16 protein-coding genes are annotated in these 15082 nt (G+C 32.4%); 13 read left to right on the top strand and 3 right to left on the bottom strand.

Annotation, left to right across the window (positions count from 1 at the left end):
- Position 1 precedes the first annotated feature (1 nt).
- Positions 2 to 1900 carry a hypothetical protein gene (locus AVL50_RS30775; protein WP_062621607.1) on the bottom strand — a complete coding sequence of 633 codons (1899 nt, stop codon included), beginning with the start codon at positions 1898 to 1900 and terminating at the stop codon, positions 2 to 4.
- Positions 1901 to 2147: 247 nt separating this feature from the next.
- On the opposite strand from AVL50_RS30775, the gene AVL50_RS33200 reads away from it, so the two are divergent.
- Together AVL50_RS33200 and AVL50_RS30770 are read left to right on the top strand one after the other, a co-directional pair.
- Positions 2148 to 2285 carry a hypothetical protein gene (locus AVL50_RS33200; RefSeq protein WP_157491721.1) on the top strand — a complete coding sequence of 46 codons (138 nt, stop codon included), beginning with the start codon at positions 2148 to 2150 and terminating at the stop codon, positions 2283 to 2285.
- A gap of 1064 nt (positions 2286 to 3349) precedes the next feature.
- A complete protein-coding gene (locus tag AVL50_RS30770) occupies positions 3350 to 3727 on the top strand; it encodes a PH domain-containing protein (RefSeq protein ID WP_062621606.1) in 378 nt (125 codons plus the stop codon).
- 151 nt (positions 3728 to 3878) lie between these two features.
- On the opposite strand, the gene AVL50_RS30765 is transcribed toward AVL50_RS30770, so the two are convergent.
- Together AVL50_RS30765 and AVL50_RS30760 are read right to left on the bottom strand one after the other, a co-directional pair.
- Entirely contained in the window at positions 3879 to 4292 is a 414-nt protein-coding gene (locus tag AVL50_RS30765) for an aegerolysin family protein (RefSeq protein ID WP_062621604.1), read from the bottom strand.
- Between the two features lie 256 nt (positions 4293 to 4548).
- Positions 4549 to 5109, bottom strand: a complete 561-nt coding sequence (locus AVL50_RS30760; protein WP_062621602.1) for an exonuclease domain-containing protein — start codon at positions 5107 to 5109, stop codon at positions 4549 to 4551.
- A gap of 565 nt (positions 5110 to 5674) precedes the next feature.
- On the opposite strand from AVL50_RS30760, the gene AVL50_RS30755 reads away from it, so the two are divergent.
- The 11 genes from AVL50_RS30755 to AVL50_RS30705 all read left to right on the top strand — a co-directional run bounded on the left by AVL50_RS30755 (position 5675) and on the right by AVL50_RS30705 (position 15026).
- On the top strand, positions 5675 to 6244 hold the full coding sequence (locus AVL50_RS30755) for a helix-turn-helix domain-containing protein (protein ID WP_062621601.1): 570 nt from the start codon (positions 5675 to 5677) through the stop codon (positions 6242 to 6244).
- 678 nt (positions 6245 to 6922) lie between these two features.
- Positions 6923 to 7411 carry a hypothetical protein gene (locus AVL50_RS30750; protein WP_157491719.1) on the top strand — a complete coding sequence of 163 codons (489 nt, stop codon included), beginning with the start codon at positions 6923 to 6925 and terminating at the stop codon, positions 7409 to 7411.
- Between the two features lie 140 nt (positions 7412 to 7551).
- Positions 7552 to 8019, top strand: a complete 468-nt coding sequence (locus AVL50_RS30745; protein WP_157491718.1) for a hypothetical protein — start codon at positions 7552 to 7554, stop codon at positions 8017 to 8019.
- Between the two features lie 340 nt (positions 8020 to 8359).
- Positions 8360 to 9505 (top strand): CHASE2 domain-containing protein, encoded by a 1146-nt coding sequence (locus AVL50_RS30740; RefSeq protein ID WP_062621596.1) that lies wholly within the window; start codon positions 8360 to 8362, stop codon positions 9503 to 9505.
- Between the two features lie 161 nt (positions 9506 to 9666).
- Positions 9667 to 10401, top strand: a complete 735-nt coding sequence (locus AVL50_RS30735) for an SMI1/KNR4 family protein (RefSeq protein WP_062621594.1) — start codon at positions 9667 to 9669, stop codon at positions 10399 to 10401.
- Between the two features lie 20 nt (positions 10402 to 10421).
- A complete protein-coding gene (locus AVL50_RS30730) occupies positions 10422 to 10877 on the top strand; it encodes a hypothetical protein (protein ID WP_062621592.1) in 456 nt (151 codons plus the stop codon).
- A 315-nt stretch (positions 10878 to 11192) separates the two neighbouring features.
- Positions 11193 to 11570, top strand: coding sequence for a hypothetical protein (locus tag AVL50_RS30725; RefSeq protein ID WP_062621589.1), 378 nt, complete (start codon positions 11193 to 11195; stop codon positions 11568 to 11570).
- A gap of 437 nt (positions 11571 to 12007) precedes the next feature.
- Positions 12008 to 12460, top strand: a complete 453-nt coding sequence (locus AVL50_RS30720; RefSeq protein ID WP_062621587.1) for a hypothetical protein — start codon at positions 12008 to 12010, stop codon at positions 12458 to 12460.
- A 79-nt stretch (positions 12461 to 12539) separates the two neighbouring features.
- Entirely contained in the window at positions 12540 to 12989 is a 450-nt protein-coding gene (locus tag AVL50_RS30715; RefSeq protein ID WP_062621585.1) for a hypothetical protein, read from the top strand.
- A gap of 75 nt (positions 12990 to 13064) precedes the next feature.
- Positions 13065 to 14084 (top strand): RDD family protein, encoded by a 1020-nt coding sequence (locus AVL50_RS30710; protein WP_062621583.1) that lies wholly within the window; start codon positions 13065 to 13067, stop codon positions 14082 to 14084.
- 486 nt (positions 14085 to 14570) lie between these two features.
- A complete protein-coding gene (locus AVL50_RS30705; protein ID WP_062621581.1) occupies positions 14571 to 15026 on the top strand; it encodes a macro domain-containing protein in 456 nt (151 codons plus the stop codon).
- Positions 15027 to 15082: the final 56 nt, after the last annotated feature.

Genomic DNA, 15082 nt, shown 5'->3' with positions numbered 1-15082 from the left:
ATTACTTCATTTTAGAGAAGAACTCAAAAGCAGATGTTGGTGATAGTTGAATGTTTTCAGTTTTTCCGTCTACTTTAAGCGTTCCCTTTTCTCCGTTACTCTTCAAGAATGTATTGGATGAGATATTGACTTTACTGCAATTTCTGAGATCCACATTCGGTGATTTAGGATAAATTGGTTGATGAGTGTTTGTTTGGACAATCTTATTATTTGTGAATTCAATTCCTTCAACAGATTGAGCTGTCAATATAGAATTTTCAAATGATTTTATCACATTGTTTCTAATACAAATGTCCTTACAGTACTTGTATTTTGGATCCATCATGGTTTTGTTCTTGTATTGAGGGTCAATTAGGATGACAGATTGATTGGCATTCCCACCATACAAGCAATCTTCAAAAATGTTATTCTCAATTAAAACGGATTGCGTAGGGCCCGATTCATTCCATAGCCTTAAGTCACCTGTTATTCTGATACTCGACATTTGAGAGGATAAATAATTATTTCTAATAACAACAGGTTTGTTGGTAGAAAGTAAAATACTTCTCGCTCTGTTATTTCTGATGATGTTGTTTTCAATCACAGCCGATGCATTCCATGATATATTTTCAATGCCATTGTACAATGCTATTTTACCTTTGATGGATTGATTGAAAGTCAGAATTGAAATTTTCTCATTGATATACTTCACCTCTTTTATTGCCATTGCCTCCGTTTTAGGCAACAGTCGGTCATGATCTACCACTCTAACAGAATCACCTGCTTCTCCAAATAAATAACCTTTCTGATGTGGATGATACGTTTCCACAGCCACTGAAAAATCATCTATTACTTTGTTTACTCTCACATATGTACCATGAATATTGGTGGCATCGTCCAACATATTCTCAAAAAGACAATTTTTGATGGTGATCAAGCCTTTGTTATTACAAAAATGAGTAGCATCAGCAGTGGTGGTCACCATACGTTCACTTCCTTCTCTCAATTTTACATTGAAAGCATCTAAAGTGATATTTTCAGAGCGCTCAGCAATCAACCCCATCGCTCCAGCATGATAAATATTGATATTATTGAATTCGATGTCTTTGGTTTTAAATACCCTAAACGCTGGTGAAGTCCGATTAGAAAGATAAGCTCCTTTGGAATTTAAAACAGCACCAACAGGTGGCAACTCCCTTGATTTCGCTTTCAACCTCACCTTCCCTTCTTCAAGTTCCACCGCTTCAATTGATCTGACTCTTAATTGGTAATTTCTAGTATTATAAAGTGGTTTTTTGAGTTTTTTATCCCAAAATATATTCTGTCCCACTTCCATTTGATCTCCTTCTGGAATGGCAAAACGGTAACCAAAATCCCTTTCATAAGGGGTATCATCACGTTCTAGCATCACATATAAATGACCGTTTTGTACTTTATAATCTGTATTGAGATGTAAATCAAAAGTCTTTTCATCTGTATCATTGGCAATAACTTCTCCTTCTATATAAAAAGGTCTCTCCCAGTCTATGTTTAAGTTTTTGATTGTAATATGCTCACTGTTTTCAATAAGAAAAGGAATCATTTTCCCATGAAAAATAAAATCAGAATCACCTCCATCAATTTCTAAATCTTTAAAACCAATAATAGGAAATGGAGTTCTTTTTAAGCCATTATCATTATTAGTGATGGCACAATAATAATCAGGAGCAAAAGTCTTATAAAAATGGTAAGTGCCTTTTGGAAACTTGATTTTACGGATACCTTTCGCTTTGGCATCTTCAATGGCTTTGACCACTACAAGTGTGGCATCATTGGCTTCAGTAATATTGTAGTCTTTCAAATGAATAGATTGAGCCAACAGCTCAACACCATAAAAGAGAAGTAATAATGGTAGTAGTGTGGTTTTAGATAATAATGTCATGTTATTATAAATTAAGATCTTGAATGGTAAATTGTAAACTAAATTATCGTCAACTTTCACGCAACATTTCTACAAGCTTTGAAAGTTCTACTTTCAACCTTCCTTCTTCTTCATTTTTGTCCTGAAACAAAAATGAAGCAAAAAATTCAAGGCTTAGAAGTCAAAAGCTAAATTCCATTCCTTTCTCCTAAATGATTTTAAACTCGCTAAAGCTCAAACAGGAAAATCATTTTTAACGGCTCAATTCATGAAATTCTTAACGCTTTTCCCTTCAATGCCAAGGGGAGTACTGCCAAACTATCATGGTAGAAAGCTCAATGGCGCGAATGTTAAGCGTTGGCGTCATTCGTGTCCTTCATATCATCAGAAGTCTCCTGATTTCTAAATGCTACAAATAACGAAAACTTAGTTTACAATGTAGTAAGTTGTAAACTAAATGATCATTTACTTTCAATTAAAAGGTGCTGCTAACTTTTGATGTCAAATACAAAATTAGACTCTATTGCAGTTACTGTGGGAACGTCGTATTACAACGTCCAAACCGACCACCATTAACAACCAGTAAATTTTTTCTGATTTTTGAATGAAAGAAACATTTGAAGGCTTCGCTTACATCTACAATTATAGCTTGCTGGTCTCAAAAATAAATTGACAGAATGTTCATTTTTTTGTACATATTCAATGTTCTTCTTCAAGAAAATAGAAAATGCACTTACCTTATTTAATACTGAAGATTGTCAAATAAATAAATTTTCAAGAAATTGTATTAATTCTAGTCTATTCCTCCAGAGCTACTTCAAATATTCTTTATTAGAGAGAATGTATCAAATAATCACTCCTGATTATTTATAACAAATGGTGCACAAAAAATCCCTACAAATCGAAAAAAAGCTCTTTTTTAGCCCTAAAAGTTGTACAAATCAGTCACAAACTATTCAAAATCGCTCAAATGTCAAAAAGTAACAGAATATGACTGTTATGGTCTTAACATTGTTCAACAAAATGACGAGCTTTAGATTGTGTAATTAAAATAGCAATTATTAAAGACTAAAACGAATTCACATTTATCAAAATTTAAAGTAAAAGTGATGGTGTGTTACAATAAATGGTGTATATGCCTTCTTAATTCGACTGATTATTGATTAACAATAAAAAAAACAGGTTTAGGTGTGACTACCTAAAGTATAGGTGTAAAGTAATAGTTTTACACCTATTTTGTTTTTAGTCATTTTTTCACTTAAAAAATTTATTCAAAAGCCTTCCTCATAGAGAATTTAGAATAATATGCTAAATGCTGTAAGCATAGAAAACATTGTATTCTTTATTACCAACTTTTAGTATATTTATAAATCACTAGATTGTAGTTGCCTTGGATTTGTTTAGTAAGAACAGGATCTGCCTGCTCTCTTTTGATTTGAATTTTTCTATTTAAAATTAACTCTTAAAAACATGGGATTTTTCTCAAACTTAACGGGCAATGCCTCAGAACTTAACGCCGAAGAATTAGAAGCGGACTTCACTGATGTCATTTTTGAAGGAGAAAATGTTGAAGCGGCTTTCAAAATATTTAGAGACAAATGGGTATTCACCAACAAAAGACTTATTGTTTTGGATGTACAAGGTTTAACTGGTAAGAAAAAAGAATATCATTCAATTCCGTACAAATCAATTACACAATTCTTGGTTGAAACTGCTGGAAATTTTGACGCTGACTCTGAACTTAAAATCTGGTTGTCTGGTCAAGGTGAACCTTTATCATATGAATTAAGCAGTGGTGTAGATGTGGTATCATTACAGAAGACATTAGCGAAAAATGTTTGTAAGTAATTGAATTTTTGATAAAAGTAGATTAACAGTAAGAGCATGTTTGAAACATCTCTAAATTGATTATCTACAATTAAAAACATGAGTCATCCCTATTTTATATGTCAATATATTAGAGAGGTGACTCATGTTTATGTCTATAGTGATACAACTTCTATAACTCTGTGGTCTGAAGTGTAACGTTTCCAAGTGCTCCACTATCTAAATTTGCACCAGATTGCTGTGTAACAAATGGATTATTCGGAGCTGCAGCTCCATAAGGAGTCCAAGTAGATGTATTCTCCTTGGAACCCCAAGGGCAATCCCAAGAATATGTTCCCACTTTGGTATTGCCATCATATAAGTCAAAGCTTCCCTCTGTTCCTGAAGCCGAATCAGAGCGCCCACAAGCATAGACTGTATAACTACCTTTCTGAGGTATTTTTACTCCATTAATAGCAGATGGTTCAATTTCTTTATCTTTATTTCCATCAGAGTAAAATTTACCCCAAGAATGTGCAACGTTTTTCAATGTCACTTCAAAATTACTAGGGTAAATTGTAATTGCTACCCATTGTGCATAAGCCATAATATTAACCTTTTACTGTTTTATTATTCCTACTCGTAAGGTTTTTCGGATTCTACCTTCTTTGTTAACAAAAAAATGATAGTAGCTACTCAATCAAATATTTTATATTTTGATTACATTACAAATGTCTGATAAAACATTAGCTTTTACTTGAGTATAAACACTTGTTTTTGCAAGAGAGTATTTATACTCAACTTTTTAATTCATATTATTAGCTTATCCAACGTTGAGAACTTAAGTAATTCAACTTAAATTGTTAGACCTTCAAAACCCCTCTCCTATACAATTCCATTACAATATCAGCCTCATGGAAGGCGTCATCGGCTCCTCGGTGGATTTCGGTGTAATCATTATTCGGAAAGAAAAAGTCGTAGGCCTCTTCTACTTTGGGCCACTTCCATTTTTTATAATACGCGTTCCAAGAAACCTTACAAATATTAGTGGATAACTGCATTGGGCAATCTAGTTTCTTTGGGAAAGAAAAGTTTCTGCTTTCCAAAAAATCAAAATCAAAAGAGCGGTTGAATGCCGTCGCTCCTAAAGTGTAAGTATTGATGATTGACTGGACTTCTTCTCTTAAATGTTCAAGGTTTTTACTGTATCGGATTTCTTCTACAGACATATAGCCATTGCTCACAATCCAGCTATTTTCTACACTTTCTAATGTCATGCCCTTCTCATGACATACTTTATCAAAAACGATTTGTTTATCTCCATTTCTTAAGTCCAGCTCCACCATTCCAATTTCTGCAATATGTCCGCCTTGATTAAGGAAGCCTGTCGTTTCTATATCTATGATTAGTATTTTGTTGTCCATCCTTTCTTTTATCTCAATAATATCTCAGGACCTTAAGTTAAGGTAATTTTGTGTTTTTTGAAACGACTGTACTCACCGCTTCTCAGCAGAATTTCACATTAATAGCTAGTAATCAACCCGTTCCATTTTCTTTAAATAATACAATAAATTGTTTCACGTGAAACGTTTTCAACAACTTTCCTCTTCTATTTATACTATTACATCTTAAAGTTTGCCTTAAATTTTAGTTATTTTCTAATACAAATCACTCATTTTGAAGTGTAAAAATTATCTTTTCGTATAATTTTCATAAAAACCATGAAGTCAGCGATTTACGTTCATTCTTGGGAATATGATAAACAGCAGTGCAAAAACTGACTTTTTGTTTTATGAGGTCTAAGCTTCATCAATTTAATCAAAGCTTACTGTTGGAAAAAGCTTTTGAATACTACCTGAAAACACCGTGATTTAAATCATAAGTCTACGAAGAAAGTAAAAACTATCACAAAATATTTGATTCCTTGTTCATTCGTATTACATTGAAAGAGCTTAACGAATTAATAAAACTGACTATTTAACGAATCTCATGAAAAACCTTCAACTTTATCATAGAAGAGTCATCCAAAGTCTTATTGAAGACAAACGATTTACCGTAGCAGAAATTGCGGAAGGTTTAGAAGTGTCTCCATCTACGATCTACCGTGAGTTGAAAAGAAATACCAATCCTAAAACCCAAAAGTACGACGCAGAATATGCACATAAATTATTTTTAGCACGAAAGAAATACGCCGGTTCCAAAAAGAAAAATCCATTCATACATCATCCAAGGAGAAAAAATGATTACGAGCTTTATGCCGAAAGAAAATATATCTATTGGTACTCTGATCAGTACTACGATCTAAAATTTAAAGGCAAGAACTACGATGCTGTCTACCTCAAAAAATGGTACGCTTATCGGATTGGTAAAAAGTATCATCATCATCAAGATGATTGGGAATACTACGATCTTTGGATGGAACATCTACAGCTTCTCAGAGCACAGCAATCACAAGCCGGTCCCAAATATTATTGGATGCGTAAACTGATCAAAGATCAACCACAATTCAAACTCTGGAAGAACCCAATCGCTGTATTGGAACAGAAGAAGTGCGTCTAATCCATTCCATTTTAATAAAAATTCATCCTAACTCGTCTATTTCTACTCACTTCTCTCTACAACTTTTCACAAGACTCCCCTCTTCAGGGATTTTTTTATGCCCAAATTTCCCAAGGTCACACCAAAAATCAACAATTATTCAAACCTGAAAAGAAAATTTGCATTTGCTCACGAATTGATTTGAAAAAAATAATTTCCCACACCGATCAAGACAATTCAAGCCATCGTAATGATTCCTCTTGCCATTGAAAGAAAGTATTTTAAAAACTTGAATGATAGCAGTTGAAATTTAAAGTGTTTTCGATTGTTCACGGTTTAAAAAATTATAATAATGCTGTAGATTTATTCTATTCAATAAGAATAATGCTTTGTAAACTGAGTTTTCGAATATCTATAATTTAGAAACCAGGAGATTTATTTCTATTGATCTGTAGGACAGATGACACTAACGCTTCACATTCGTACCAGTGGGCTTTCTGGACAATTCGTTTGGCAAGTGCTCCCTTTGCCTTGAAGGGAAAAGCGTCAAGGTTTTCATGCGGTCAGTCGTTAAAAATGATTTTCTTGTTTGAAGTTTAAAATCATTTAAGCAACAGAACTGAAGAAGGAAGATTGAAAGTTGACTATAATTTGGTTTACAATGCAGTAATGTACTTACACGATAGATTACAAATGAAGATGAAAAAATACATATGGAACTGTTTTCTACTCTTAATTCCCATATTCTTGTGGAATATTCTGCTCGTAAAGTACTTACCTAAGGGATATAGTCCTGAGATTTTCTGGGAAAACATTCCACCCCTCGTAAAATATATTGAGAATATATCCCGAATTATTGTGTTTGCATTACCAGCACTAATGTTATTGTCATTTGAAACACGAGTACAACGAGCTGGTATCAGAACATACTTAGTTGGATTAGTTTTCTATTTTATGTCTTGGGGAATTGTAATTCTCTATCCAGAATCTTTGTGGAGTACAAGTCAAATTGGTTTTATGGCTCCCGCTTTTACAACACTGATTTGGTTTGTGGGGATTGGTATGGTAGGTCAAAAATCATTTATAAAAATTCCATATATATCCACTCTCTACATTATTCTTTCAATACTGTTTGTAATCGTTCATTCGTTTCATTGCTATATCGTTTTTCAAAGGTTTGTAGAATAATGCATACTTGATCATAACAAAAAACACCTTTCAAAAGATTTTATCATCTCTTCTATTTTCTGGTAAGAATAACAATTCTTGTTTTGTAATACATTAGAATGTAAATTGATCAAATGTTGTATGCAATCACATAAATTATCATGCATTCTATTGGTCAAATATCTTTAATATATACCGATAAGGTGGAAGATTATCAGATAGGAAAAGGAAGGTTTTCGTTAACAAAACTAGATGAGAATTACCAAATCAATTTTTGGATAAGAGCTGAATATGATATTGCAATGCCTGATGGACAAAAAGAAATTGTATGGGGGCCGACAATGGAAATTCTAACGGTTCACAATTCAGAAATAGAGATTGGTAAAGTTTCTCTACTCCAGATTTTAAATAGAGAAAAAGCTGGAGAAGAATGGGATATCAAATATCGAACAGGGTTTTACCATCAAAGTCACCAAACAATTAATAACTGTATTTTTAAAGTTCAGAAACTAGAAAATGAGCATATAGAAATTGAATTTACAGGTGAACCTTCTGATGATTCAGAAGAGTTCTTTTTTAAAGGAAACTGTATACTGCCCTTATCAGATAGCCTAGAAAGATATTGGTAAAACTAAATTTTGGTAAATGAGTGAACGTCAATTTGAGATAATTACCAAAGTCACTTCTAGATGCAGCCACAGGTGGGATTTGTTGGTGAGAAAATCAAGGTTGGGAAATTGTTGTAGATAATTCCATTGTAATTGAGAACAAATTAAATACACTTAAATATCAAGTTGATACAAAATCATCTATCAGCAAAAGAAAAACACCAACTGAGAATATATTTAGACAAGCAAATTGTACAATCTTTAATTATTATTTTATGACGTTAAGTCCTGATAAAGCTGATAAAGGAGCAATTATTGAAATAAATTGATTTAAATACCAACGAAAATGAACTAAATATTGATGGCAAAAATTATAAAGCATACTCTTATTCTAATCATTTTAGTTTCTTGTTTTACTACAAACATATTTTCTTTCATCACAAAAATTATCAATCCGGATTTTAAGGTTACTGATATCTATTATCAAATTAGAAATGATAAAGTTATAGATAAGGATATTGTCTTAATCAATATAGGAAAGGCCTCAAGAGGAGAAATTGGAAAATTACTTACAAAACTAGATCAGTATCAACCCGCAGTAATAGGTATCAACGCCACTTTTATGGGAAATACGAGTTACTCAAACCCACATGAAAACAAAATTCTTTATCATGCTCTGAATAATATGCATACTAAAGTTATTCTTCCAAGTAGCATAGTTAATGATGAAAAAAACAACCTACAACTTGAATTATCTGATAAGCCATTTACTCAAAATACAGAGCATGGTTTGACACATTTCCATTATGATAATGAGCAAAATGAAGTTGTTCGAAAAATGGTAAAGTATATAGACTTGGATACCAATAGGAAAGAACTTCATTTCGCCATAAAAGTGGCAGAATTATATAACCATAATTTAGCATCTCAATTTTTATCTCGTAAAGACAGTATTGAAACTATTTTTTTCAAAGGAAATATTGAAATTTACTCAAAAGTAGAGTATTCAGAAGTTTTGAATGACGAAGACTTCTTATTTAATTTTTTAGAAGGAAAAATTGTTCTCCTTGGATATATAGGAGCGCCACTTTCCGAGGATCTTGAAGATAAATTTAGGTCGCCATTAAGTTATGATTCTCCAATTCCAGATATGTATGGGGTTGTTATTCTAGCAAATATTGTTTCCATGATCTTGGATCAAAACTATATTGATAACTTAGATTGGAAAGCAACCTATCTGATAGGGGGAATATTGATCATTATAAATGTTTTAATCTGCCTTTTACTACTAAATAAAAATTTTAAAAATTGGTATTATGTGATCACTTTTTTTATGATTTCAAGTGAACTCGCAGCGATGTATTGTAGCCTAATCTACTTATTCAGTATCCACCATATTATTGTAGATTTTCAACCCTTTGTATATGGTTTAGTATTATCAGTTTATCTGACAAAAAACTACATTTATACTATAAGGACAGGCCTAACAAAAAAATACAGTAGTTAACCCATCCCTATCTCCATTCAAATGTTCTTCTTGTTTTCTAGTACATGAGAATGTAAATTCAAATCAGCTTTCGCCTCTATTACTGTAAGCTTAAAGGTAGTTGAGGGTATTTTTTAATAAATGGGTATAGTAAATCGAACCTTATCATCAATTAATTTCAAATGGATATACCTCAAGATTATTTAGAATTCCTACATTGGTTTAAAGAGCAAACTGAAGAATTTTGGAGCGTTGAGCCAACGATAAGTAATAATAATTTAGTTTGTGAAGAATGGATATTTGGAGCAAAATGGATAGGAATGACCGATAAAGAAATTGCAGAAGCAGAAAGAAAATATTCAATAACCTTTCCTGATGATTATAAAGAATTTTTGAAGGTTTTACATACAGTTGATAAAATTAGTACAGAACATTCATTTTTTTATAATTGGAATACAGATAATAATGAACTTGAAAATGCTCAAAAATGGGCATATGAAAGTTTACTACAAAGTGTACTCAATGATAAAATTTGGTTAGCAAGCTTTGGAAAGAAACCTCAATCTATTAACAATCGTAAAAATGTTTTTAATGAATGGTATAATAATGCACCAAAGCTAATTCCATTTTTAGGACATAGATATTTAGTAAGTCAATCAATTCGAGAAGCTAATCCTATAATATCATTGCATGGATTTGATACTATTGTTTATGGTTGCAATATCAGACATTATCTTTTGCATGAACTTCAAGATGAAATAGGTTTAAGTGAAATTGTTTATGATGAAACAGGGTGGAGTATAGAACCTTCAAATCAATTTCTAGAATTAAATTCTGCTGAAATTAATAAAATGGAATTATCATCTATACCGTATTGGGGGGAATTACTAGATTTTAACGGCTTAAATAAAAGATAACAGAGGCTATCTTCAATAAAATGACTGAAAAAGAAAAAATAGAATTAAAAAGAAATTGGCGATTAAGATGGTTAGGTGAATTATTTTTAATGACTCACTTAGAATATCAGAAAGATTTATGGGTCAACAGAAAATATCCAAATGAAATAGGTTGGTTCTCGGAAAATATTTATAGATATTTTGATGATCTTTATTTAGATGATAACTATCAATGTCAAATCAAAGACGGAATAATTTCTCAATTAGAATTTGAATCCATTCAAGACTTCCATTTTGCTCTAGAGAAGTTTGTTGAAATGACCAATAAACCTGAGCAGAAGTTTAATGAAACTGAGATTTTTAAAAATGAATATTGGCTCAAGATATGTGAGATTGGTAAAAAGTCTTGGACTCGATTAAAACAAATTATTTCTGATGAGAACGAATTAATCCACATGCATAGACTTGAGAGATATTATTTAACAAATAAAAAGTGAATACAGAGAAATATCATAATTAACCCCTACACTGTCCGTTGTGTTAAGCCGATCAACGTCACTATGAACTTCAATATCGTTTAAGTTTGAAGCTTAAAACATTCTGTATTGTCACAAAAGACTACTTTTCAAAAGGCTTTTGTTATCAACCTCACCTATTTCCTAAAAAATCAATTCTTGTTTTCTTGTACATATAAACGCAAACCTATATTCTACTCCAACGGTCCTACACTTGCACTCTCAAAGAGATTGAGTTATATTTAAGTGTAAATAACTCATAGACAGCTTTCAAAGTATCTTAAATTAAATAAAACTATGAAACCAAAAATTTTAATTCTAATCGGCATTCTATTTCTAACATTTGCATGTAGCAGTGATGATGAAAAATCACAAACAGTCATAAATGGGGACTATATTGGAGTTTTCGAAAGAAATGGAAATATTTCAGAGGTTGAATTAAGTTTCAATAATGGAACTTATACTGGCAATAGTAAAATTGAAAAATTCCCTGCTCTTTGTACGGGGAACTATTCTATTTCAAGTAATTCTATTCAGATTCAAAATGACTGTCATTGGACTGCTGATTTTGATTGGACACTTATTTTGAAGGATGAATGGAGTTTTGAAACGGATGAAAACGGCCTAATACTGACAAAAGCGAATGGGGATAAATATATATTGACAAAGCAATAAAATGCATAGGTAACACTAAATGATAGTATTGATTCGATATATCATTTAGTGTTATGATACATTGAAAACTAATTAGAAAAGTAGCTGTTATTAATAGTCTCTTTTTTCATCAATTTAGTCTTCCCCTAAAGACTTCCTACACTGTTCGTTGTGTTAAGCCGATAAACGTCACAACGAACTTCAATATCGTTTAAGTTTGAAGCTTAAAACATCCTCTATTTTCGCATTTCCAAAAGGCTTTTGTTACCAATCTCACTTACTTCCTAAAAAATCAATTCTTGTTTTCTAGCACATGAAAATGTAAATTCAAATCAGCTTTCAACTATCAACAGCAAACTTAATGGTAGTTGAGGGTATTTTTTAATTATTGATGAACATCGTATTCTAATAAATGATTGACATGCTGGTGTTTATTCAATGTCTATAATACTAAAACCATGAAAGTTTCAATTACATTTATCACTGTACTAATTCTAAGCCTTTTATCAAACAGCTCAATAGCTCAGAATATTTTTCCGGAAAAGTTCGTCGGTTGCAATACGGATCGATTTGCTTTAGAAAGTGATACTACAACTGCTAAAATAAATTCCTCTGAATTTATTGATGCTGTAAAAGCACACCTGGGTACATCAATTACAAAGAAGTTGAGGGGGACATTACGTCTTCAAGTTGTTGTTGATTTAGAAGGTAATTCGTGCTTACTAAGTTTAGAGAACAAAACAAATATTAAAACAAAAAAACTTAGGCTAAAACCATGGGTGGATAATGATATCAAATGGAATATCCCTTCTAAAAAAGTAAGTGCCATAATTGTTCTAGACTTTACTGATACTGGAATTGGGTATCGTAGATTAGGAATGAAGCACATGAAGTGGCATTATATTGAGTAAAAAACGAACAAACGCCTTATTCGAGTGACACCTCCTCGCCTGTATAAGCATTTACATTGTAGAACATAAGAAAATCAAAATGCAGACTCACGAAATAGTATCAGATGGTCAAAAGTTTATTTTTAATGTTATTAAAAACTTCACTGAACCCTGCCCTGAATGTGGTGTTCCTGCTTGTGGAAAAGAAGATATTCTTTGGTACGAAGACAAAAACCGAAGAATTGCCATCATTTTTGACGGCGGTTATTTTGATTTGGCAGGAGAAGAATTCTTCGACAAGAATATAAAGACGATGGAATACGACACTCTCCCCATTTTTATGAAACAGTGGAATGAAGCAAGAGGCTGGTCTAGCTGTTGGGATTATAATGGTTATACGCTTTTCATTGACGACTTTTTGGAAGCCATGGAGTTATTAAAAAGTTGTGAAATGGGTAAATGGATCACCATGGAAGAGGTTCTCTCGATGGAAGACCTTGCAAATAATGCAAAAAGCATTGGAGCTAAATTGAAAATTGGGCGAGGTTAAAATAGGTTATGGAGACCATAAACTGCTTTATTAGCCGAACTGATGTAAAATATAACAAGAAACATAGTACACTAAATGAACAAAGAAAATTTTTTCACTAATAAACTTAGATTAAAATCCAATTCCGATCTTCAATATTACATTGATAATAAAGAAAAATTTCAAGTAGAAGCGGTTCAAGCGGCAATTTGGGAACTTGAACTAAGAGGTTTACAATCTGAGAAGTCGGAAGAAGTGCAAGAAGAGATCAACGCTAAAAGACAAGCTAAAATTAAAGCCAATACCAATCAACATGGTATCCCCGTGAGGACTGTTTCGCGCGGAATTAGGTTTGTACACTTCTTGATTGATGGATTTATCTTGCAGGGATTGACTTACCTGGTCAATTTGATCCCTGTTATGGAACTTAGTCAACTATTTACTTTTTTATTGTATCCACTTTACTGCATCTTCTTTGAATATTACTTCCAGTTAACACCTGGGAAATTAATTTCAGATACTATAGTTGTGGATAAGCAGGGAGAAAAACCAGATCTCAGAACAATTATCTTAAGGACTTTCACTAGGCTTGTCCCGTTTGAACCCTTCAGCTGTCTTGGCTCAAATAGTTGGGGCTGGCATGACAGATGGACAAAAACATATGTGATTCAGAAGAAAGACCTAGCCACTTTAAGAGAAAAAAGCGGATTAGAAAAGATAGATTTAAAACCAAGACCTTTGGATAAGGTCGGGTATATGATCATTGCAGTTTTCCTTGCCACTATCATTGGAGGTGTAATTTTATCAAAATCTTCTACTGCTCAATTATCACAGGAAAGTCTTGAATTCGTTCAACAACTCGATTCAAAAGACGCTCAAAATATATTAGGAACGTGGAATACTTATGATACTGAACTTGGAGAAGTGAACTTTATATCAGCTCAAGTCGTGATTATCAAAGATATTAACTTGATTTATAAAATTGAAAACCGAGTTTTAACGATGACTGATAATGATAGCTTTGTCAAGAATTTTGTAATAGTGGAATCTTCACCAACTCAACTAAAACTTAGAGATACTGATAACCCTATGAAAGAGTTAATTTGGCGAAAATAAATCCATATTTCACAAGGTTTATAAATTGAAATCAGCTTTCAACTACCATTACAATTAGGTTGTTGAAAGCTTTTTTATTATTGAATACGATATTTCAAAACCAAAAGCTCCTCTGTTCGTGATGTTAAACTAATAGGTTTTCACTACGCCTAACAATTGTAATAATGGTTCGTAAGCCACAATGCCTTGTGGCTCTACTGTAGTATCTTTTCAATTTAATTCTTCAAATCGTTATAGATTTCCCTTTGTAGAAATGTAATGCTTTGCGTCTCACGAACTACAAAACGAAACATTATCATCACCATTATTAAATGTGAAATATAAATATCACTCCTGTTGTGATTATTTATGAACAAACTCACTATTTATTGGCAAATAAAATGTATTACATTGTAGTATACTCAAAACAGGTAAGTTTTTTGATCTAGCAATTAATGGAGAAAAAGGTTAGTAAAACTTCGTCTTCCGCATTTGAATTTTAAGAACATGAATAAAAGAAAAGGAGATTTAATTGCATTGGCAATTGATGGTGAATTCGATTTAATAATTCACGGCTGTAATTGTTTTTGTACGATGGGTGCAGGTATTGCGAAAACAATCAAACAGAAGTTCCCTGAAGCATATAATGCAGATTTACAGACTGAGAAAGGTAATCAATCAAAATTAGGCACAATCAGTTGGGCCAAATCAAAAACTGGAAATAGGGAATTAGTAATTGTAAACGGATATACTCAATTCAATTGGAGAGGAAGTGGGAGAAAAGCAGACTATGAAGCCATAAGAGCAGTCTTTAAAATAGTGAAGAAAGAATTTTCTGGGTTGAGAATAGGCTACCCTGCAATTGGAGCTGGATTAGCAGGTGGTGATTGGGATATCATTTCGGAAATCATCAATGAAGAGCTGAAAGATGAAAATCACACTTTCGTTGAATATCAAAAGTAAACTTATATGGTAGCCGAAAGCATTTTTTTATTGGAACAAAACAATCGATAATTGAC

This window comes from Flammeovirga sp. SJP92 (assembly GCF_001583495.1).
Classification (GTDB): domain Bacteria; phylum Bacteroidota; class Bacteroidia; order Cytophagales; family Flammeovirgaceae; genus Flammeovirga.
The sequence above is the reverse complement of the archived record's forward strand: the minus strand, read 5'-3'. Positions and strand labels throughout refer to the sequence as shown.